Origin of the sequence: Micromonospora sp. GCM10011541, assembly GCF_042650725.1 — a bacterium.
Classification (GTDB): domain Bacteria; phylum Actinomycetota; class Actinomycetes; order Mycobacteriales; family Micromonosporaceae; genus Micromonospora; species Micromonospora sicca.
Map to the genome: position 1 here is coordinate 47,189 of NZ_JBHSBP010000091.1, position 20,385 is coordinate 67,573.

23 protein-coding genes and 1 pseudogene are annotated in these 20,385 nt (G+C 73.0%); 9 read left to right on the plus strand and 15 right to left on the minus strand.

All coding sequences use genetic code 11. The annotated features are described in order from the left end of the window. Positions 1-7: 7 nt before the first annotated feature. Positions 8-1,420 (minus strand): cytochrome ubiquinol oxidase subunit I, encoded by a 1,413-nt coding sequence (locus ACFOYX_RS31050; protein ID WP_322439437.1) that lies wholly within the window; start codon positions 1,418-1,420, stop codon positions 8-10. 179 nt (positions 1,421-1,599) lie between these two features. Here ACFOYX_RS31050 and ACFOYX_RS31055 point away from each other — a divergent pair, with 179 nt between their 5' ends. Together ACFOYX_RS31055 and ACFOYX_RS31060 are read left to right on the plus strand one after the other, a co-directional pair. Continuing rightward, positions 1,600-2,373, plus strand: a complete 774-nt coding sequence (locus tag ACFOYX_RS31055; RefSeq protein WP_322439321.1) for a lysophospholipid acyltransferase family protein — start codon at positions 1,600-1,602, stop codon at positions 2,371-2,373. A gap of 71 nt (positions 2,374-2,444) precedes the next feature. Next, positions 2,445-3,287: an SDR family NAD(P)-dependent oxidoreductase gene (locus ACFOYX_RS31060; protein ID WP_322439322.1), complete on the plus strand. Its 843-nt coding sequence runs from the start codon at positions 2,445-2,447 to the stop codon at positions 3,285-3,287. On the opposite strand, the gene ACFOYX_RS31065 is transcribed toward ACFOYX_RS31060, so the two are convergent. Continuing rightward, positions 3,288-3,668, minus strand: coding sequence for a DUF4180 domain-containing protein (locus ACFOYX_RS31065; protein ID WP_322439323.1), 381 nt, complete (start codon positions 3,666-3,668; stop codon positions 3,288-3,290). It abuts the gene before it with no gap. Next, positions 3,661-4,116 carry a helix-turn-helix domain-containing protein gene (locus tag ACFOYX_RS31070; protein ID WP_236648596.1) on the minus strand — a complete coding sequence of 152 codons (456 nt, stop codon included), beginning with the start codon at positions 4,114-4,116 and terminating at the stop codon, positions 3,661-3,663. The genes ACFOYX_RS31065 and ACFOYX_RS31070 overlap by 8 nt, the downstream gene beginning before the upstream one ends. Before the next feature lie 127 nt (positions 4,117-4,243). Here ACFOYX_RS31070 and ACFOYX_RS31075 point away from each other — a divergent pair, with 127 nt between their 5' ends. Genes ACFOYX_RS31075 through ACFOYX_RS31085 form a run of 3 tightly spaced genes read left to right on the plus strand, consistent with a single transcriptional unit; the run spans position 4,244 to position 7,191 of the window. Beyond that, entirely contained in the window at positions 4,244-5,011 is a 768-nt protein-coding gene (locus ACFOYX_RS31075) for a glycerophosphodiester phosphodiesterase (RefSeq protein WP_322439324.1), read from the plus strand. 16 nt (positions 5,012-5,027) lie between these two features. After that, positions 5,028-6,419, plus strand: a complete 1,392-nt coding sequence (locus ACFOYX_RS31080) for an MFS transporter (protein WP_322439325.1) — start codon at positions 5,028-5,030, stop codon at positions 6,417-6,419. A 55-nt stretch (positions 6,420-6,474) separates the two neighbouring features. After that, complete coding sequence (locus ACFOYX_RS31085; RefSeq protein WP_109805680.1) at positions 6,475-7,191, plus strand: thymidine kinase; 717 nt, start codon at positions 6,475-6,477, stop codon at positions 7,189-7,191. A gap of 4 nt (positions 7,192-7,195) precedes the next feature. Here the strand turns inward: ACFOYX_RS31085 and ACFOYX_RS31090 are convergent, their stop codons facing one another. Further along, positions 7,196-7,654, minus strand: a complete 459-nt coding sequence (locus tag ACFOYX_RS31090) for a DUF4878 domain-containing protein (protein WP_109805679.1) — start codon at positions 7,652-7,654, stop codon at positions 7,196-7,198. A gap of 242 nt (positions 7,655-7,896) precedes the next feature. On the opposite strand from ACFOYX_RS31090, the gene ACFOYX_RS31095 reads away from it, so the two are divergent. Beyond that, the gene (locus tag ACFOYX_RS31095; protein ID WP_322439326.1) at positions 7,897-8,268 is read left to right on the plus strand and encodes a VOC family protein; all 372 of its coding nucleotides are present in this window, start codon (positions 7,897-7,899) and stop codon (positions 8,266-8,268) included. Between the two features lie 55 nt (positions 8,269-8,323). Here ACFOYX_RS31095 and ACFOYX_RS31100 read toward each other — a convergent pair whose 3' ends face one another. Continuing rightward, complete coding sequence (locus tag ACFOYX_RS31100; RefSeq protein WP_322439327.1) at positions 8,324-9,151, minus strand: NAD(P)H-binding protein; 828 nt, start codon at positions 9,149-9,151, stop codon at positions 8,324-8,326. A gap of 93 nt (positions 9,152-9,244) precedes the next feature. On the opposite strand from ACFOYX_RS31100, the gene ACFOYX_RS31105 reads away from it, so the two are divergent. Then, positions 9,245-9,649 (plus strand): helix-turn-helix domain-containing protein, encoded by a 405-nt coding sequence (locus ACFOYX_RS31105; RefSeq protein WP_322439328.1) that lies wholly within the window; start codon positions 9,245-9,247, stop codon positions 9,647-9,649. Between the two features lie 20 nt (positions 9,650-9,669). Here ACFOYX_RS31105 and ACFOYX_RS31110 read toward each other — a convergent pair whose 3' ends face one another. The 4 genes from ACFOYX_RS31110 to ACFOYX_RS31125 are packed head-to-tail and all read right to left on the minus strand — an operon-like array spanning position 9,670 to position 12,670. Further along, positions 9,670-10,515, minus strand: coding sequence for an LLM class flavin-dependent oxidoreductase (locus ACFOYX_RS31110; protein ID WP_322439329.1), 846 nt, complete (start codon positions 10,513-10,515; stop codon positions 9,670-9,672). Positions 10,516-10,544: 29 nt separating this feature from the next. Beyond that, entirely contained in the window at positions 10,545-10,919 is a 375-nt protein-coding gene (locus ACFOYX_RS31115; protein ID WP_322439330.1) for a VOC family protein, read from the minus strand. Then, positions 10,916-11,626 carry a TetR family transcriptional regulator gene (locus ACFOYX_RS31120; protein ID WP_322439331.1) on the minus strand — a complete coding sequence of 237 codons (711 nt, stop codon included), beginning with the start codon at positions 11,624-11,626 and terminating at the stop codon, positions 10,916-10,918. The genes ACFOYX_RS31115 and ACFOYX_RS31120 overlap by 4 nt, the downstream gene beginning before the upstream one ends. Positions 11,627-11,677: 51 nt before the next feature. After that, entirely contained in the window at positions 11,678-12,670 is a 993-nt protein-coding gene (locus tag ACFOYX_RS31125) for a tyrosine-type recombinase/integrase (protein ID WP_322439332.1), read from the minus strand. 134 nt (positions 12,671-12,804) lie between these two features. On the opposite strand from ACFOYX_RS31125, the gene ACFOYX_RS31130 reads away from it, so the two are divergent. Then, positions 12,805-13,839 (plus strand): WYL domain-containing protein, encoded by a 1,035-nt coding sequence (locus ACFOYX_RS31130; protein WP_322439333.1) that lies wholly within the window; start codon positions 12,805-12,807, stop codon positions 13,837-13,839. On the opposite strand, the gene ACFOYX_RS31135 is transcribed toward ACFOYX_RS31130, so the two are convergent. Then, positions 13,829-14,260, minus strand: coding sequence for an Hsp20/alpha crystallin family protein (locus ACFOYX_RS31135; RefSeq protein ID WP_109805672.1), 432 nt, complete (start codon positions 14,258-14,260; stop codon positions 13,829-13,831). The genes ACFOYX_RS31130 and ACFOYX_RS31135 overlap by 11 nt on opposite strands. 356 nt (positions 14,261-14,616) lie before the next feature. Next, a complete protein-coding gene (locus ACFOYX_RS31140; RefSeq protein ID WP_201750016.1) occupies positions 14,617-15,108 on the minus strand; it encodes a MarR family winged helix-turn-helix transcriptional regulator in 492 nt (163 codons plus the stop codon). Between the two features lie 68 nt (positions 15,109-15,176). On the opposite strand from ACFOYX_RS31140, the gene ACFOYX_RS31145 reads away from it, so the two are divergent. After that, the gene (locus tag ACFOYX_RS31145; protein ID WP_322439334.1) at positions 15,177-16,412 is read left to right on the plus strand and encodes an MFS transporter; all 1,236 of its coding nucleotides are present in this window, start codon (positions 15,177-15,179) and stop codon (positions 16,410-16,412) included. Positions 16,413-16,419: 7 nt separating this feature from the next. Here the strand turns inward: ACFOYX_RS31145 and ACFOYX_RS31150 are convergent, their stop codons facing one another. The 4 genes and pseudogenes from ACFOYX_RS31150 to ACFOYX_RS31165 all read right to left on the minus strand — a co-directional run. Then, entirely contained in the window at positions 16,420-16,809 is a 390-nt protein-coding gene (locus ACFOYX_RS31150; RefSeq protein ID WP_322439335.1) for a cupin domain-containing protein, read from the minus strand. Between the two features lie 27 nt (positions 16,810-16,836). Further along, on the minus strand, positions 16,837-17,322 hold the full coding sequence (locus ACFOYX_RS31155; protein WP_109805669.1) for a GNAT family N-acetyltransferase: 486 nt from the start codon (positions 17,320-17,322) through the stop codon (positions 16,837-16,839). A 222-nt stretch (positions 17,323-17,544) separates the two neighbouring features. Then, positions 17,545-19,935 (minus strand): excinuclease ABC subunit UvrA, encoded by a 2,391-nt coding sequence (locus ACFOYX_RS31160; RefSeq protein ID WP_322439336.1) that lies wholly within the window; start codon positions 19,933-19,935, stop codon positions 17,545-17,547. Positions 19,936-20,274: 339 nt separating this feature from the next. Next, positions 20,275-20,385: pseudogene (locus ACFOYX_RS31165) on the minus strand (VOC family protein); the annotation flags it as partial.

Genomic DNA, 20,385 nt, shown 5'->3' on the forward strand with positions numbered 1-20,385 from the left:
CCGGGGATCAGTAGGCGAAGGCGAGCGGACGCTCGGCGTCGTCGGTGGTGTCGTCGACGGGCGCCGGGGTGAGGTCGGGTACGCCGGCCCTGGCGTAGCGGACCAGCAGCTTGAACTCGATCACGGCGAGGGTGGCGTAGATCAGGGTGAAGGCGGTGAAGGAGGTGAGGACCTCGGTCAGCGAGACGCTGCGGGACACGCCGTTGCGGGTGAGCATCTCGCCGAAGACGATCCACGGCTGGCGGCCCATCTCGGTGAAGATCCAGCCGAAGGAGTTGGCCAGCAGCGGCAGCACGGGCATCACCAGGCCGGCGCGCAGCAGCCACCTGCTGGTGGGGGTGCGTCCCTTGCGCTGGCTCCAGAGCACCAGCAGGGCGATCGCGGCGGCGGCCATCCCGAAGGTGATCATGAAGCGGAAGCTCCAGTAGGTGACCGGGATGATCGGGGTGTAGCTGCCGGCGCCGTACTGGCTGGCGTACTGGGCCTGCAGGTCGTCGATGCCGTGGACGGTGCCGTTGGGGTCGCCGGTGCCGAGGTACGACAGCAGGTACGGGATCTTGATGGCGAAGACCTCGCGGCTGCCGTCGAGGCTGCCGACGGTGAGCACGGAGAACGAGGCGGGGCTCTCGGTGGTGTAGAGGCCCTCGGCGGCGGCCATCTTCATCGGCTGCACCTCGGTCATGATCTTGCCCTGGATGTCGCCGGTGAACAGCACCAGCGCCGAGGAGACCAGCACCACCCAGGAGCCGAACTTGGTGGCGAAGCGGTAGGCGCCGGTGTCCGCGCTGTCGCGGTTGCGGATCACGTGCCACAGGCCGACGGCGACGATCAGTGACCCGGCGACCAGAAACGAGCCTGCCAGGGTGTGCGGGAAGGTGATCAGGGCGACCTTGTTGGTGAGCACGGCGACGAAGTCGGTCAGCTCCGCCCGGCCGGTGTCCGGGTTGACCCGGTAGCCGACCGGGTTCTGCATGAACGAGTTCGCGGCGAGGATGAAGTACGCGCTGAGGTTGGTGCCGATCGCGGCGACCCAGATGCTGGCCAGGTGCGCCCGCTTGGGCAGCCGGTCCCAGCCGAAGATCCACAGGCCGATGAAGGTGGATTCGAGGAAGAACGCGACCAGGGCCTCGATGGCCAGCGGGGCACCGAAGATGTCGCCGACGAAGCGCGAGTAGTCGCTCCAGTTCATGCCGAACTGGAACTCCTGCACGATGCCGGTGACCACACCCATCGCGAAGTTGATCAGGAACAGCTTGCCGTAGAACTTGGTGAGCTTGAGGTACCGCTCGTCGCCGGTGCGGTGCCACAGGGTCTGGAGGATGGCCACCAGGACCGACAGCCCGATGGTCAACGGCACGAAGAGAAAGTGGTAGACGGTGGTGACACCGAACTGCCAGCGGGCGACGTCCAACGCGTCCACCTGAAACCCCCAGCTGCGCATACTACGAGACGTAGTAAATACTACCGGGCGTCGTAGAGAATTGGGCAGGGCCGGGGGTCCCGACCCCACCCGGGACCAATGACCCTGATCACCTCTGCCGGCCGGCCACCGGAATCGGGTCCCCCGCTCACCCCGACGCGTGCGACCATCCAGCACTGATGAACACCCCGACCCCGTGGCGACCGCCGCTGCTCTGGCGCGCCGCCCAACTGCTCGCCCGCGCCATCGTCGGCGCGCTGGCCCACCTCGAGGTCACCGGCGACGTGCCGGCCGAACTGCGCCGAGGGCCGCTGATCCTGGCCGTCAACCACATCAGCCCGTTCGACCCGGTGGTCCTCGCGGCCGCCTGCCGCGCCCGGGGCGTCGCCCCGCGGATCATGGCCACCGCGGGGCTGTTCCGCACCCCGGTCATCGGGTCGCTGATGCGCCGGGCCGGACACATCCGCGTCGAGCGGGGCAGCGCCTCCGTCCACCAGGCCCTCGACACCGCCGTGGCGGCCGTCGCCGGCGGCTCGGTGATCCTGCTCTACCCCGAGGGGCGGATCGGACTGGACCCGGGCATGTGGCCCGAACGCGGCAAGACCGGCGCCGCCCGGCTCGCCCTGGCCAGCGGCGCCCCCGTCATCCCCGTCGCCCAGTGGGGCTCCCACGAGGTGCTGCCGTACCGCGCGCCCAAGGGGGCGCTGCGCGGCCTCGCCCGGGCCCTGCTGCGCCGGCCGACGATCCGGGTGCACTTCGGCGCCCCGGTGGTGCTGCCCGACCTGCCCCCCGGCGCCCCGGGGGCGGCCCGGCGGGCCACCGACCGGATCATCGACGCGATCACCGACGACCTGGGGCCGCTGCGCCCCGACGAGCCGGACCGCCCCCGGCACGTCGACCCCGGCCGCCCCAGCGAGACCACCCGATCGCACCGGCGGCACACGGCCGGCTGATTTGCCTTCGAGTCGACGCGAAGGGTGAGACTCTTCGGGCCGGGACACCACGTCCCGTGGAGGAGGCAGCCATGAGCGCACCGACCGCGCTGATCACCGGCACGTCCAGCGGCATCGGCCTGGAGATCGCCGTGGGCGCGGCCCGGGCCGGCTGGCGGGCCGTGGCCACCATGCGCGACGTGTCGCGCGCTGACGCGCTGCGCCGCGCCGCCGACGCCGCCGGGGTCGCCGACCTGGTCGAGGTACGCCGGCTCGACGTCGTCGACCCGGCCTCGGTGACCGCCTGCGTGGCCGGCGTGATCGCCGACCGCGGGCGCCTCGACGCGGTGGTCAACAACGCCGGCGCCGGGCACGTGGGCACCCTGGAGGAGGAGACCGTCGACGACGTACGGGCCGTCATGGAGGTCAACTTCTTCGGCGTCCTGCACGTCAGCCGGGCCGCGCTGCCGCACCTGCGTGCCAGTCGGGGACGGCTCGTCACGGTCACCAGCGTCGGCGGAGTGGTCGGGCAGCCGTTCAACGAGGCGTACTGCGCGGCGAAGTTCGCCGTCGAGGGCTTCATGGAGGCCCTCGCCCCGGTCGCCGCGACCGTCGGCGTCCTCGTCACCGTGGTGGAGCCCGGCGCGGTGGCCAGCGAGTTCGTCGCCAACGTCGGCGTCGACCGGGACGCCGCCGTCGCGCAGGCCGGGGTGTACGCGCCGGCGCTGCGGGCGTACCTGGACCGCACCGCCGGCGCGTTCGCGGCCGCCCAGTCCCCGGCGGACGCCGCCGCGGCGGTGGTCGCCACCCTGACCGACCCGGAGCCGGCGCCGCGCGTGCAGACCTCCACCACCGCCCGGCAGTTCGTCGGGGCGAAACTCGCCGACCTCGACGGCCGCGCCGTCGCCACGATCACCGCCGGCTGGCTGGCCTGATCAATCTCGGTGCGACGGCGCCCCGGCCAGCCGGGCGTCCAGCGCGTCGAGGTCCGGGACGAACCAGACGTGCTCGGCCCGGTTGGACTCGTGGACCAGGGCGCGCAGGGCCGCGCTGGCCGCGAGGTGCCGCGAGATGTCACCGACGACGGCCAGCCGCAGCCGGTAGTTGACGAACTTCTGCATGATCTCCCCGGCGAAGCGGGTGTCCAGGGCGAAGAAGTCCGGGTCGAGCCGGCTCGCCGGCACGGCCACCACCTCGGCGCCGAGGAACGCCGCGCCGATCAGGTCCAACGCGTCCGCCACGGTGGCCACCGGCGGGCCGGCCGGGTCGCACACCAGCACCGGCACCCCCATCCGCTGCTGCACCACGTCAGGCATGGGCGGCCTCCCCGGCGAGCAGGCCGTTGCCGCCGTCGAGGACGGCGTCGAGCAGGTGCAGCACGTCGGCGGTGGCCGCGGCGCCACCCAGGATGACGATCTTCATGCGCCGGCGCTCCTCGTCGTGGACGGTCTGAACGCGCAGCGGGTGCGCGGGGTCGTGGACGGTGTTCACCCCGGCCAGGACGAGGGTGCCCAGCCGGTCGGCCGCGGCCCGGTCGACGCCGTCGACCTGCACGATGCTCGACACCTCCACCGCGGGAACCGCGGCGGGCCGGGCCGCCGGCGGCCGGCCGGTCAGCGCGTCGAGGTCGGCGCGGGCGATCCGGTACTGCTTGCCGATCCGCACCGCCCGGAGCCGGCCGGCGCGGATGTAGCCGCGCACGGTGCGCGGGTGCAGGCCGAGCCGCTCGGCCACCTGCTCCACCGAGTACATATCTTCACTCATCGCGCCACATCATAGGCGGGATAGGTAATGATAGGGAGCGGGGGTTGTCCGTCGCGTCGCGCTTCCGGCCCGAGGTGATCGCCGGCCCGTCACCCGGGCGCCACCACGGGCGGTCATACTGCCGGGCGTGCAGCCCCGCTCCGGCTACCTCGACGCCCCCGCGCCCCTGGCGTTCGCCCACCGCGGCGGCGCGGCCGACGGCGACGAGAACACCGCCGCCGCGTTCGCCCGCGCCATCGCCCTGGGCTACCGGTACGTCGAAACCGACGTGCACGCCACCGCCGACGGCGTGGCGGTGGTCTTCCACGACGCCACCCTGCGCCGGCTCACCGGCGAGCCGGGGCGCATCGCCGACCTGCGCTGGGCCGACCTGGCCTCGGTACGCGTCGGCGGCGCCGCCGTGGTGCCCCGCCTCGACGAGGTCCTCGGCGCCTGGCCGGAGATCCGCTTCAACATCGACGTCAAGGCCGACGGCGGCGTCGAACCCACCGTCGCCACCGTCACCCGGACCGGTGCCGGCGAGCGGGTGCTGCTGGCCTCCTTCAGCGACGCCCGGCTGACCCGGCTGCGCGCCCTGGCCGGGCCGAAGGTCGCCACCAGCCTCGGCATGCGCGGCGTGGCCCGGCTGCGGATGGCCTCCCTGCACGGACGGTCGCTGCGGCTGCCGCCGTCCGTGGTCGCCGCCCAGGTCCCGGTCCGCTACGGGCGCATCCCCGTGGTCGACCGGCGATTCCTGGCGTACTGCCACCGGATCGGGTTGCAGGTGCACGTCTGGACGATCGACGAACCTGCCGAGATGCACGACTTACTTGATCTCGGCGTGGATGGCATCATGACCGATCACGTCGGCGTGCTGCGCGACGTCTACCGCAGCCGCGGCCACTGGGCCGCCTGAACTCACGAGGACCCCGATGGCCGAGACGGTCAGCCCGACCCTGCACGAGCCCCCGTCGAGCACCCGCCGGGAACGGCGCGGCTGGTACCTCTACGACTGGGCCAACTCGGCCTTCCAGACCACGGTCATCACCGTCTTCCTCGGCCCGTTCCTCACCACCGTCACCGAACTGGCCGCCGGCTGTGAACTCGGCGCGGACACCTGCGAGGGGTACGTGCACCCGCTCGGCATCCGGGTCGCCGCCGGCTCCTACTACCCGTACCTGATCTCGCTGTCGGTCTTCCTCACCGTGTTCGTGCTGCCGGTGATGGGCGCGATCGCCGACCGGTCGATGCACAAGAAGCGGCTGCTGGCCACCGCCGCGTTCACCGGCGCCGGCGCCACCACCGCCTTCGCCTTCGTCACCGGCGAACGCTACCTGCTCGGCGGGGCGCTGTTCCTGGTCGCGAACATCTCCTTCGGCGCGGCCGTGGTCGTCTACAACTCGTTCCTGCCGCAGCTCGGCGGGCCCGACGAGCGCGACGGCATCTCCAGCCGCGGTTGGGCCATCGGCTACCTCGGTGGCGGCCTGCTGCTCGCGCTGAACCTGGTCGCGGTGACGATGCTCAGCGAGGAGGGCAACCCGCAGCGCACCCTCGACCTGGCCCGCTGGTCGATCGTGTCCGCGGGCGTGTGGTGGGCGGCGTTCACCCTGGTGCCGCTGCGCTGGCTGCGCGAACATCCCGCCGCCGCCGCGGCGGCCCGGGTCGGCGGCGGCAACGTGCTCACCGACGGGTTCCGGCAGCTCGGCCACACCCTGCGGAACATCAAGGCGTACCCGCTGACGCTGTTCTTCCTGCTCGCCTTCCTGGTCTACAACGACGGCATCCAGACCGTCATCACCCTGGCCAGCCAGTACGGCACCAAGGAGCTGCGGCTGGGGCAGAGCACGCTGATCACGACGATCCTGCTGGTGCAGTTCCTCGCCTTCGGCGGTGCGCTGGCGCTCGGCGCGCTCGCCGGGCGGATCGGCGCGTGGAAGACCGTGCTGATCAGCCTGGTGCTCTGGACCGGTGTGATCATCGCCGCGTTCCGGCTGCCCGCCGAGGCGCCGCTGCCGTTCATGGTCCTCGGTGGGGCGATCGGCCTGGTCCTGGGCGGCAGCCAGGCGCTGAGCCGGTCGCTGTTCAGCCAGCTCATCCCCGCCGGCAAGGAGGGCGAGTACTACGGCTTCTACGAGATCAGCGACAAGGGCACCAGCTGGCTCGGGCCGCTCGCCTTCGGCCTGGTGTTCCAGCTCACCGCCTCCTACCGGGTGGGCCTGGTCTCACTGCTGATCTTCTTCGTGGTCGGGTTCGCGCTGCTGGCCGCCGTGCCGATCCGGCGGGCGATCGTCGCTGCGGGCAACACCCCGCCCCGGGTGCTGTAGCGACCGCCGCGCACCGTCCTGATCGGCGCGGATCGATCGACTAGGCTGCCCCGACGTGACCGACGACGCCGCTGCCGCCCCGATCTGCCTGGCCCGGCCCCTCCCCGGACCGGACGACACCCGCACCGGCTGCGCCGCCGCCCGCGGCGTCGACGGGCGGCCGCTGCACGCCGCCGCGCTGAAGTTCTTCTGGGGGCCGATGGACTGCGGCAAGTCCACCATGGCCCTGCAGATGAACTACAACCATGCCCGGCAGGGCCGGCGCGGGCTGGTCACCACGCGCATCGACCGGTCGCTCGGCCCGCAGGTCACCACCCGCATCGGCCTGGCCCACTCCGCCATCGAGGTCAACGACGCCCTCGACCTGCGCGACCTGGTCCGGGACGCCTGGGCCGAGGGGGTACGCGTGGACTACCTGATCTGCGACGAGGCCTCCTTCTACAACCTGGAGCACGTCGAGCAGATGGCCGAACTGGTCGACAACTTCGACGTCGACGTGTACGCCTTCGGCCTGGCCACCGACTTCCGCTCCTGCCTGTTCCCGGCCGCGCAGCGACTGTTCGAGCTCGCCGACGAGGTGGCCCGCATCCAGGTCGAGGTGCTCTGCTGGTGCGGCCGGGAAGGGCTGCTCAACGCCCGGGTGGTCGACGGGCGGGTGGTCCGCGAGGGCGAGCAGGTCGTCATCGGCGACACCATGGACAGCGCCGACGTGCGCTACCAGGTGCTGTGCCGCCGCCACTACCGCTCCGGCGACCTCGGCCCGCGCGGCTGAGACGTCAGAACGGGTCCCCGCAGACCCGCCACTTCCCGTTCTCCTGGATCACGGGGAGCTTGCGCTCCTCGCTGGCCCCGCCGTCGCGGGTCACCCGCACCGTCACCGTGGCACGCGGGCGGCCGCGCAGGGTGGAGATCGACAGGTCGGTTATCTCGTAGCCGCTGACCTGCGGCGGGGTCCGCACCCAACTGCCGAAACCGACCGCGCTCCACCGGCTGCGGGTGTCCTTGCACAACCGCTCGTACGCCTTGTCGGTGTCGCCGGCGGACACCTCGTGGAAGAACCCGTCGGCCGTCTCCCGCACCGGCCCGGTGGCCTGCATCACCACCTGCACGTTCCAAACGGCGAGGCCGGCCACCCCGATCAGGCACAGGCCCACCCCGAAGCCGCCCAGGACCAAGCCGGTCCGCACCGGTCGGCGCCCCCGGGCCGGCCTGCTCCACGTCTCCCTGCCGCCCATCAGCTTCGACCGTAAGCGCCCGATACGTCCCCGCGCAGGAACTCCGCCCGTGTCACGCCGGCCACGGCATCGTCTACCGTCGGCGCAACGCAGACCGAGGCGGCCGCCCGGCTGTGGGCGCGGCGCCGGCGCCGGCGCGGGGACATCGCCGCCGACGCGCACCGGCACCGGGAACCGCTCTGCTGAGAACGGCCCGCCGTACCTGCCACAAGGTGTCAGGTACGGCGGGGAGACTGGCCGGCATGACAGTGACCGCCGACCTCGCCATGGTCAACCTCGACAGCTCCGACCCGGCCGCCCACGCCGGGTTCTACGCCCGCGTGCTGGGCTGGCAGATCACCCACAGCCAGGCCGAATACGCCATGATCAGCAAGGACGGGGTCTCGATCGGGTTCGGGCTGGTGCCCGGCTACGCGCCGCCCGCCTGGCCCGACGAGACCGCCGGCAAGCGCTACCACCTCGACCTCTACGTCGACGACCTCACGGTGGCGGAGAAGGAGTTCGTGGCGGCCGGCGCGGCGAAGCCGGAGTTCCAGCCCGGCGGCGAACGCTGGGTGGTGCTGATCGACCCGATCGGCCAGCCGTTCTGCATCTGCCCCCGCCCGCAGGGCTGAGCACCGCGCCTCGCCGGGCGGCCGTGCGCCGCCCGGCGGGCCGGTGGCCGGGTCGTCAGCGGAAGGCGTCGACGCTGCCCAGCGCCCACTCGGCGAAGGGGCGCGGCGGGCGGCCGAGGACCCGCTCGACGTCGGGGCTCACCCGCTGCTCGGCCGGCGAGGGAGTGCCCAGGATGCCGAGGGTCGCCGCCACGACGGGTTCGGGCATGAAGCGCAGCAGCTGCGCCCGGGCCTGCGCGGCGGTCTGCTCGACGAAGCGCACCGGCTCGTCCAGCGCCCGCCCGATCGCCGCCGCCTGCTGCCGCGGCGAGATCGGCTCCGGCCCGGTCAGCTCGTACGTCGCACCGGCGTGGCCGGGCTCCCGCAGCGCGACGGCGGCGAGCGCCGCGATGTCGGCCGGGTCGACGGTCGGCAGCGCAACGTCGCCGAACGGCGCGGCGACCAGCCGCTGCGCCCGGACCGTCCCGGCCCACTGCAGCGCGTTGGAGTGGAACCCGCCGGGGCGCAGCACCGTCCAGTCCAGACCGGACCCGGTCACCGCCTCCTCCGGTCCGGCGGGGTGCCGCCCGGTCGCGACGCCCTGCGAGGACAGCAGGACGACCCGCCGTACGCCGGCGTCCCGGGCGCCGTCGAGGATGCCGCCGAGGTCGGCGCCGCCGGCCAGCAGGTCACCGGTGAGCAGCAGGAACAGCGCCTCCGCGCCGTCGAGCGCCGCCTTCAGGCCCGGCGGGTGGGCCAGGTCGGCCGCCACCGGGCGCACCCGTTCTGGTACGTCCGCCGCAGACACCTGCCGCGACACGGCCGTCACCTGCTCGCCGGCCGCCGCCAGCGCCCGCACCAGCGGCCGTCCCACGTTCCCCGTCGCTCCCGTCACCACGATCATGACAATTCCTCCGAGTTCGCTCTGGACTGAGAGGACGGTACCTTCCTGCGTATAGTAGGTACCTAGAGGAAAGTAATGGCCGAGGGAGTGAATGTGACCAGCACCACCCCGGCGTCCCGAGTGGACGTCGACCCGGAGCAGGCCTGCCCGATCGCCCCGGTGGTCGACATCGTGTTCAGCCGCTGGACCACGCCCATCCTCTGGGCGCTGCACGAGTACGGCCGGCAGCGGTTCGTCGAGCTGGACCGCCGCCTCGGCACCATCACCCCGAAGGTGCTCACCCAGCGGCTGCGGCAACTGGAACGCGACGGCCTTGTCGTGCGCACCTACCACCCGGAGGTCCCGCCCCGGGTGGAGTACGAGATCAGCGACCTGGGGCGCAGCCTCGCGCCGCTGTTCGCCACGCTCGCCGAGTGGTCCACCGCCAACCTCGACAAGGTCGACCGGGCCCGAGACGACTACGACGCCCGCGAGCGGCCCGGCGCCCGCCGGCTCTGATCGCCGTCGGGCTCGACCGGTCAGCGTAGCGGCCCGCGCGCCACCGCCGCCCGCATCATTTCCGGGTCGCCGGCCGGGATGAACTCCAGCCACCAGGTCGCCCCTGCCGCCGCCAGCTCGCCCACGTACGCCCGCTCGGCGCGCTCGTCCGGCCGGCGACGGCGGCCGCCGACCGCCACGTCGAACGGCTCCCCGTCGGCGCGGGTTGCCGGCAGCGCGCCCACCAGGTCGTGCACCTCGTCCGGGCTGAAGTCCGACCAGCCGTCGGTGTCGGCGAGCTTGTACGGCACGATCCCGTCGGCGCGCGCGGCGCGGCGCAGCACCGCCTTCGCCTGGATGCTGCCACCCACCCGGACCGGTACCCGGGGCGTCTGCACCGGCGCCGGCCGGAGCGTCACCCCGTCGGCCCGGTAGTGGGTGCCCTGGTGTGTGACCCGCTCGCCGCCGACCAGACCGACCAGCAGGTCGAGACCCTCGTCGAGCATCGCCGCCCGGGTCTTCAGGTCGGTCTGCTCCCCGAACCCCGCGACGCCGCGATCCTTCGGGTCGCCCACGCCGACCGCGACGGTGGCGCGGCCGGCGGAGAGATGATCCAGGGTCAACACCTCCCGGGCCAGCTTCGCCGGACGTCGGCGCGGCAACGAGGTCACCGTGGTGCCGAGCCGGATGCGGCCGGTGCGCCCGGCGATCGCGGCCAGCAGCAGCCACGGGTCGTACGTGGGCGGGTCGTCACCGTCGTAGTAGATGAGGTAGTCCTCGAAGAACACCCCGTCCCAGCCGGCCCGCTCGGCCAGTTCCCCCAACTCGACCAGGAGGGACGCCGTCACCGACGGTCCGCCGCAGCAGATCTCCAGTCCGTGTCGCATTGCCGCACCGTAATCCGCAGGTGCGACGGTCAGGCCGGGGACATCACCTCGTACAGGTTGCCGGAGTCGTCGCGGAAGAAGAGCCCGCGGGCGCACAGTGGATGGTCCACGCGCCCGTTGTCGGGCGTCCGCGGGTCGTTGCCGTACGGCACGCCGCCGTCGCGCAACCGGGTCAGGATCGCGTCGAAGGTGTCCGGGTCCACGTCGAAGGCGAGGTGATGCCCCTCCGGGGCGGGCACGCTGATGAAGTCGAGGGTGAGCTGGTCGTTGACGCGTACCGGGGCGAAGTGGCCGTCGCGGCCGGCTGGCGGCAGGATCGGTAGGCCCATCACGTCGGCGAAGAACCGGGCCGCCGCCCGGTGGTCGACCGCGGGGACGATGGTGTGGTTGAGCGTGACGGTCATCGATCCGCCCCGGGCAGCGGGTCGCGGCTCAGCGCGCCGTGCAGGAACAGGTCGACCAGCTCGGCCGGGGTCGGCGCGGCGAGGGCGAGTGGCGGGCGGGCCGGCAGCAGCACGGCGAGGAACAGCCCGGCCAGCCGGTCGGCGGGCAGCCGCAGCCGGTCCCGTTCGGGGGCGAACAGGGCGGCGACGGCCTCCCGGACGGCCAGGGCCGATTCCTCGCGCGCCGACGCCGGCGGTCGGTCGGCCCCGACCGGTTTGGGCCGCGCCGGCGTGGCCGGCCCATCCGGAGCCGCCCCCCGTTCGGCGTCGGCCGTCGTCTGCTCGCCGGGGCGGCCCCGCCCGGGTCGTCCGGCCGCGTGCAGGGCGCCGAGTACGGCGCCGAGGCGGTCGAAGTGGGCGAGCAGCGCGCTCGCCGCGTCGGAGAGTCGGTCACCGAGCGGCTGCGTCAGCGGAATCGCGGCCAGTTCGTCGAGCACCGTGTCGGGGCGCAGCACCTCGACCACGCAGGCGTCGAGCAGGGCCTCCTTGTCGGCGAAGGCGCGGAAGACGGTCGCCTCGCCGATGCCGGCCGCCCGGGCGACCTGAGCGGTGGTGAGCGTCGCGCCGTGCGTGGCCAGCAGCGGCAGGGCCGCCTGCACGATCATCGCGCGCCGCCGGTCGGGCGTCATTCCCGGCGCGCGGCGCCGGCGATCAGTGGTGTCGGTCATGCCACCCACTGTGCGGAGTGACCACTCACTCCGGCAACGGAATTACCGGGTTCAGCCGCGGCGGCGGGCGCGAGCGGCCCAGATGACGTACGCCGGGTCGCGGTCGAGGTTGTGCCGGTCCCGGTCGTACCGGCGGGTGGTGCGGGGATCCGCGTGACCCATCGCGTCCTGCACGTCCTCCAGCGGCACCCCCTCCGCGCGGGCGGTGGTGGCGAACGCGTGCCGCAGCGAGTGCGGCGACAGCTTCGCCCAGGCCGGGATCCCCGCCGCCCGGGCGAGCCGGCGCACCAGCCGGAACACCGAGTGCCGGTCCAGCCGGGCGCCGGTCGCGGTGACCAGCAGCGGGCCGGTCAGCTCCGGCACGGTAACCCCCTGCGCGGCGGCCCGGGCGGCCAGGTAGGCGTCCAGCGCGTACGCGGTGCCGGGGGTCAGCGCGCGCCGGCGGACCTTGCCGCCCTTGCCGACGAACCGCACGCTGCGGTGTCCCCGCTCGGCGCCCAGGTCGGCCAGGTCGAGCGAGATCAGCTCGCCGACCCGCAGCCCCAGGTCGGCCAGGAGCGCGATGGCGGCCCGGTTGCGGGCGGCGGTCGAGCCGGTGTCCGCCTCGGCGGCGGCGAGCAGGGCGTCGACCTCCTCCGGGGTGAGGCCGACCGTGGCCGAGTGGTCCCGGTCGATGCGTGGCCGGTCCGCCCCGGAGACCGGGTTGGCGTCGACGGCGCGCAGCTTGACCAGGAAGTCGTACCAGCTGGACAGCGCGGACAGTCGGCGGGCGACGGTGGCCGGGGTGAGCGGCCGGCCGCTGCGGACCCCCAGCGTGGACTCCAGTTCGCGGCCGTAGGCGTTGACGTCGAGGAAGTTGGCCCGCAGCGGGTCCAGGCCGCGCCCGGCGCACCAGGTCAGCCAGCCGGTGACGTCCCGCCGGTACGCGTCGCGGGTGTGCTCCGACAGCCGCCGGTTGCGCAGCCACGCCTCGGTGAAATCGGTCGGCCCGCCGGGCAGGGCGGACCGCACCGACCCGCGGGGCAGGACGTCGGGGCGCAGCATGTGAGAAAGGCTCTCAGCCTTCGCCGCGAATGGCGACGAGGCGCGCCCGGCGAGAATCGGGCAAAGGTCACAGTCCCCGAGCGATCTTCCGTCCCGGCGTCGGCACCGGTCGGAGCCGGCGTTACGGTCGGCCGGTGCGTGCCAGCCGGTTGGTCTCCCTGCTGCTGCTCCTGCAGACCCGGGGGCGGATGACCGCCCAGGAGCTCGCCGACGCCCTGGAGGTGTCGGTGCGGACCGTCTACCGCGACGTCGAGTCGCTCGGCGCCGCCGGGGTGCCGGTGTACGCCGACCGCGGTCCGGCCGGCGGGTACCGGCTGCTGGAGGGGTACCGGACCCGGCTGACCGGGTTGACCGCGCCGGAGGCCGAGGCGCTCTTCCTGGCCGGCATGCCCGGTCCGGCCGCCGACCTCGGCCTCGGCCCGGTGCTCGCGGCGGCGGAGTTGAAGCTGCTCGCCGCGCTCCCCGACGAACTGGCCGATCGGGGCGGCCGGGCCCGGCAGCGGTTCCACCTGGACGCGCCGGGCTGGTTCCGGAACCCGGAGCCCACCCCGCACCTGACGGGGCTGGCCCGCGCGGTGTGGGAGGACCGGCTGGTCGAGGTCCGTTACCGCCGGTGGAAGGCCCCGCGGGAGGTGACCCGGGTGCTCGCCCCGCTGGGCGTGGTGCTCAAGGCCGGCCGCTGGTACCTGGTGGCCCGCTCGGGCGAGCAGGTACGCACCTACCGGGTCGGCGCGGTCCTCGACCTGGTGGTGCTGGACGAGGGGTTCGACCGGCCGGCCGACTTCGACCTGGCCGGCTTCTGGCGGGAGTGGACCGACCGGTACGAGCGCGACGTCTACCGCGACGAGGCCCGGGTGCGGATGACGGTGGCCGCGCTGGAGTTCATGGCGTACGTCTTCCCGCCGGAGATGAGCCGGGCCGCCCGCGCCGCAGCCGGTGCGCCCGACGAATCCGGCTGGCTGGAGACCACTGTGCCGATCGAGTCGGTCAGGCACGGGCACGTGGAGCTGCTCAAGCTGGGCGCCGAGGTGGAGGTGCTCGCCCCGGCGGAGCTGCGGGAGCGGTTCAGCGCCACCGCGCACGCCCTCGCCGGGCTGTATCCGCCGCCTGCCCGACCGGCGGGAGCGCCCGGGTCGGACGCCCCCGCCGGTCCGACGGTCAGGCGTTGATCTCCTTGCGCCCGTTGCCGTTCGCCGGCGCGGTGATGCTGATCCGGCGCGGCTTGGCGCGCTCGGCGATCGGGATGCGCAGGGTCAGCACCCCGTTCTCGTAGCCCGCCTCCAGCTTGTCGGTGTCGAGGGTGTCACCGAGGAACAGCTGACGGGTGAAGGTGCCCATCGGCCGCTCGGCGGCGACGAGTTCGACCTTGTCCCCGGTGGGGCGGCGCCGCTCGGCGCGGACGGTCAGCACGTTGCGCTCCACAGTGCAGTCGATGCTGTCCGGGTCGACGCCGGGCAGGTCGAAGGCGGCGTAGAACCACTCGCCGTCGCGGTAGGCGTCGAGGTGCATGACCGCCGGTCGGGCGGTGGTGCCGAAGAACTGCTCGGCGAGCCGGTCGATCTCACGGAACGGGTCGGTACGCATCAGCATGGTCGTGCCTCCTCGGTTCTCCTGGCCGAAGGTGTCAAGTTGAGTCTTGGCGACTCAAGTCCTCAGTTATTTATTTAGCGCGCCGGGTCGGTGTCGTCAACTCCGGCCGGTAGCGCCTTCTCGAACCAGTGCTCGGCGTACCTGCCGTTGTTGTAGGCGGGATTTCGACGTACCCGTGGCGGGCCTACAGGGTCAGGTACTCCCCCAGCAGGATCGCCGCCTCGGGCTCGTCCGGGTGGGTGGGGCTCGTCGTCCAGGTCGTCACCGCCCGATCCTCACCGGGCGGTGAACGGCTTTCCGTCTCCGCCGGACCGTGGCCGATCAGGTGCCGGCCCGCGGCCGGGTGGTGGCGGCGTTCAGCGGGCGGGTCCGTCGGCGACCAGGACGACGCGGCGCAGCAGGTCCGACAGCAGCCGGCGTTCGTCCGGGGCCAGCGCGCCGAGCAGGCGGTGCTCCTCGCCGCCCACGACGTCCATCGCGCGCAGCCAGGCGGCCCGGCCGGCGTCGGTCAGCTCCACGTCGACCCGCCGCCGGTCGACGGCGGAGGGGATCCGGCGGACGAAGTCCCGCCGTAGCAGCCCGTCCACCCGAGCGGTGATCGAGGCGGGAGCCATGCCGAGGTCCGCGGCGATCTCCGACGGCGCCGCCCGACCGCCGCGCCCGGCCAGGGCGTGCAGCGTGCCGAACTCCTTCTCCTGCAGGTCGAGGTCCGCCAGCGCCTGTTCCTTCACCGCACGCAGGCGCCGGGTGAGGAACTGCATTCGGGTGACGGCGCCCTCGACGTCCGGGTCCAGGTCGGGCAGCACGGGCAGCCAACGCCGTACGTGCAGGTCTGCGCGGTCGGTCACGGCACCAGCATACGTCGACACCGAAATATTCGTTGACGAAATGTTTGATGTCGAACTACCTTGCGAGGGTGACCCATCCCCTCCGGCTCCGCTCCTTCCGGCTGCTCTTCCTCGGCCGCACCGTCTCGGCCGTCGGCGACGCGGTGGTGCCCACCGCGCTGGCCCTCGCCGTGCTCCGCGCCACCGGCTCCACCGCGGCGCTGGCCCTCGTCCTCGGCTGCGCGATGCTCCCCCGGCTGCTCCTGCTGCCCCTCGGCGGCGTGGTGGCCGACCGCTTCGACGCCCGGCGCGTCGCCATCGGCACCGACCTGGCGCGCTGCGTCGCCCAACTGGTCGTCGGCGCCGAACTGCTCGGCGGCACCCCGTCGCTGACCCACATCGCGGTGGCCGCCGCGCTCGGCGGCGTGGCCTCCGCCTTCGCCATGCCCACCGCGTCACCGCTGGTCGCCGGCACCGTCGAGCCCGACGCCCGGCAGCGCGCCAACGCGCTGATGGGCGTCACCGCCAACGCCAGCCGGCTGCTCGGCCCCGCCCTGGCCGGGCTGCTGATCTGGACCGCCGGCCCCGGCTGGGCGTTCGTCCTGGACGCCCTCTCGTTCGCCCTCAGCGCGCTGCTGCTGTCGGTCATCCGCGTCCGCCACGTTCCCGTGCCCCGCCGGTCCATCCGGACCGACCTGGCGCTCGGCTGGCGGGAGGTGCGCTCCCGCGACTGGTTCTGGAGCAGCCTGCTCGCCCACGGCGTCTGGAACGGCGCCGCCGCGGTGCTGCTCACCCTCGGGCCGGTGATCGCGGTGGACCGCCTCGGCGGGGAGGGCGTCTGGGTGCTGCTGCAGCAGGGCGGCGCCGTCGGCATGCTCGCCGGATCGCTGCTGGCCGCCCGAGCCCGACCGCGCCGACCCGTACTGGTGGCCAACCTGGGCCTCGCCACGTACGCGGCGCCGCTGCTCCTGCTGGCCGTCGCCGCGCCCGCCGGCGCGGTCATCGCCGCCTACTGCCTCGCGCTGGCCGCGCTGGGCTTCCTCAACCCGATCTGGGAGACCGTGGTGCAGGGCCAGTTCCCGCCACAGGTGCTCGCCCGGGTCACCTCGTACGACTGGCTGGTGTCGCTGGGCGCCATGCCGCTCGGCTACGCCCTCGCCCCACTGGCGTCCCGGGCCTGGGGCCTGCCGGTGCCGCTCGCCGTCGCCGGGGCGCTGGTCGCCCTCGCCTGCGCCGGTACCGCCGCCGTCCCCGCGGTACGCCGGCTCGGCTGGCCGGTCAACGCCCCGCCCGCCCCGGCGGAGCAGGTCCCGGCGGGGCGCTGAGGCGCTGTCAGAGGGCGTGCCCGGTGGTGGCGTCCACGTGGTCGGGGACCGTCTCGTGCCGGTCCCCGACGCTGAACGTGCCGGACGGCTCGAACATCAGGATCGACGCGCCCCCGGCGCTGGACGGCCGGTGCTCGACGCCGCGCGGCACCACGAACACCGCGCCGCGCGGCAGCACCACCTCCCGCTCCTCCGCCCCGTCGCGCAGCGCGATGCGCAGCTCCCCGTCGAGCACCAGGAAGAACTCGTCGGTGTGCTCATGGACGTGCCAGACGTGCTCACCGGCCACCTTGGCGATCCGGACGTCGTAGTCGTTGACTCTCGTGACGATGCGCGGGCTCCACAGCTGGTCGAAACCCGCCAGGGCGGCGGCCAGCTCGATCGGCTCATCTCTCATGCCGTCATCGTCGCCCACCGGCGCCGTTCACAGGGGACGGTGCATGATGTGCAGGCCCACCCGCCCCAGGGTGGGATGCGCGAAGGCCTCCGGCACCGTGCCGATCACCGTGAACCCGAGCTGCCGGTACAGCCGCACCGCCGCCTCGTTGACCTCCACCACCGCGTTGAACTGCATCGCCGCATACCCCTGCCGGCCGGCCCAGTCCAGCGCGTACTCGCACAGGGCCCGGCCGACGCCGCGGCCGCGGGCGGCGGCGGACACCATGAAACTGGCGGTGGCGACGTGCGCACCGGGGCCGGGCTTGTTCGGCCCCATCTTGGCGGTGCCGAGGATCTTGCCGTCCTCCTCCGCCACCACCGTGTGGCCGGGCGCCGCCTCCACCCAGACGTCGTGGCAGATTTCGGGCGTCCAGGTCGGGTCGTACGGGAAGGTGTCCCCGGCGGTGACGACGTCCTCGACGATCGGCCAGACCTGCTCCCAGTCGGCCTCGGTGAAATCCCGGATGCGCATGCCAGGCACGCTAGTCGGACGCCCCGCTCGACGGCGACCAGTAATCCGCCCGCGCGTGCCCGAACCGTGACCGCCGGCCGCGCCCACGGGTCGACGTGGACAACGACGAGAACGGTCTGCCGGTCTTCGTCTGCCGGGGACTGCGGCGCCCGTGGACGCAGCTCTGGGACACCGAGGTCCGCCACGCCTCGTGAGGTGGACCGTGTCCCGCGAGGGCCTCGGTCAGGTGCCGACGTAGGCCGCGAGGTGCTCGCCGGTGAGGGTGGAGCGGGCGGCGACGAGGTCGGCGGGTGTGCCCTCGAAGACGATCCGGCCGCCGTCGTGGCCGGCGCCGGGGCCGAGGTCGATGATCCAGTCGGCGTGCGCCATGACCGCCTGGTGGTGCTCGATGACGATGACCGACTTGCCGGAGTCGACGAGCCGGTCGAGCAGGCCGAGCAGTTGCTCGACGTCGGCGAGGTGGAGGCCGGTGGTCGGCTCGTCGAGGACGTAGACGCCGCCCTTCTCGGCCATCCGGGTGGCCAGCTTGAGCCGCTGCCGCTCACCGCCGGACAGCGTGGTCAGCGGCTGGCCCAGCAAGAGGTAGCCGAGCCCGACGTCGGCGAGCCGCCGCAGGATCGCGTGGGCCGCCGGGGTCCGCGCCTCGCCGGCGCCGAAGAATCCCTCGGCCTCGGTCACCGACATCGCGAGCACCTCACTGATGTCGCGGCCGCCGAGGTGGTATTCCAGCACCGATGCCTGGAACCGCTTCCCCTCGCACTCCTCGCAGGTGGTGGCGACGCCGGCCATCATCGCCAGGTCGGTGTAGATGACGCCGGCGCCGTTGCAGGTGGGACAGGCCCCCTCGGAGTTGGCGCTGAACAGCGCCGGCTTCACACCGTTGGCCTTCGCGAACGCCTTGCGGATCGGGTCGAGCAGACCGGTGTACGTCGCCGGGTTGCTCCGTCGCGAGCCGCGGATCGCGCCCTGGTCGACCGACACCACACCGTCCCGCCCGGCCACCGAGCCGTGGATCAGCGAGCTCTTGCCCGACCCGGCCACGCCGGTGACGACGACCAGCACGCCGAGCGGGATGTCGACGTCCACGTCCTGAAGGTTGTGGGTGGTGGCGCCGCGCACCTCCAGCACCCCCGACGATGTCCGCACCGACGGTTTCACGGCGGCCCGGTCGTCCAGGTGCCGCCCCGTGAGCGTGCCGCTGAGCCGCAGCCCCTCGACGGTCCCCTCGAACACCACCTCGCCACCGGCGGCGCCGGCGCCGGGGCCGAGGTCCACGACGTGGTCGGCGATCGCGATCGCCTCCGGCTTGTGCTCGACGACCAGCACGGTGTTGCCCTTGTCGCGCAGTTGCAGCAGCAGCTCGTTCATCCGCTGGATGTCGTGCGGGTGCAGCCCGATGGTCGGTTCGTCGAAGACGTAGGTCACGTCGGTGAGCGACGACCCGAGGTGTCGGATCATCTTGGTGCGTTGCGCCTCACCGCCCGAGAGCGTCCCCGACGGGCGGTCGAGGCTGAGGTAGCCGAGCCCGATCTCGACGAACGAGTCGAGGGTGTGATGCAACGCCGCCAGCAGCGGCGCGACGGACGGTTCGTCCAGACCCCGCACCCACCCGGCGAGGTCGCTGATCTGCATCGCGCAGGCGTCGGCGATGTTGATCCCCTTGATCTTCGACGACCGGGCCGCCGCACTGAGTCGGGTGCCGCCGCAGTCGGGGCAGGTGGAGAAGACGACCGCCCGATCCACGAACGCGCGGATGTGCGGCTGCATCGCCTCGCGGTCCTTGGACAGAAACGACTTCTGGATCTTCGGGATCAGACCCTCGTACGTCAGGTTGATGCCCTCGACCTTGACCTTGGTCGGCTCCTTGTAGAGGAGGTCGTGGAGCTCCCTCTTCGTGAACTTGCGGATCGGCTTGTCCGGATCGAAGAAGCCGCAGCCGCTGAAGATGCGGCCGTACCAGCCGTCCATGCTGTACCCGGGGATGGTCAGCGCACCCTCGTTGAGCGACTTGCTGTCGTCGTACAGGGCGGACAGGTCGAACTCACTCACCCTGCCCATGCCCTCGCACCGCGGGCACATGCCACCCGTGATGCGGAAGCTCCGCCGCTCCTTCGTCGTTCTGCCCCCGCGGTCGACGGTGACCGCACCGGCGCCACTGATCGAGGCGACGTTGAAGGAGAACGCCTGGGGCGAGCCGATGTGCGGTTTCCCGAGTCGGCTGAAGAGGATGCGCAGCAACGCGTTGGCGTCGGTGGCGGTGCCGACCGTGGAACGGGCGTTGGCGCCCATCCGCTCCTGGTCGACGATGATCGCGGTGGTCAGCCCGTCGAGCACGTCGACCTCGGGCCGCGCCAGCGTCGGCATGAACCCCTGCACGAAGGCGCTGTACGTCTCGTTGATCAGCCGCTGCGACTCCGCGGCGATGGTCCCGAAGACCACCGAGCTCTTTCCGGAGCCGGAGACGCCGGTGAACACCGTCAGCCGGCGCTTCGGGATCTCGATGCTGACGTCCTTGAGGTTGTTCACGCGCGCGCCGTGCACGCGGATCAGATCGTGGCTGTCGGCAACGTGCAGAGCGGGTGACTGCGTGTCCGTCCTCGTGGCCGTGCTCATCGTGTCTCCATCTGTTACTCGGGACCGCCGTCGCGGTGTCCGTCGACGTCGCCCGGCCCGATCTGACCAGCTTCGAGCGGTATCTCTGGTTCTGGGTGGTCGGCGCGGTCGCGGCAACGGTCGTTGCTCATCTGATCGACGGTGTCGGCCGGGGTGGCCCGACACCCGTCCGGCTGACACCGGCCGGGGTCGCGCTCGGCGCAGGAACCAAGTATCCACGCCGCTTCGGCCCGCGCAGCCCCTGTGGCCTCGGCCACGCGGCGCGCCGGCCGGGGCGGCAGACCGACCAGCGGCCGTCACGCATCAGCTCGCAGGTCATGGCTGCGATGACCGGACGGCTCAGCGCAGCTCCTGGATGCGGATCAGGTTGCCCGCGGGGTCGCGGAAGGCGCAGTCGCGGATGCCGTACGGCTGCTCGGTCGGCTCCTGGACGACCTCGGCGTCGCCGGC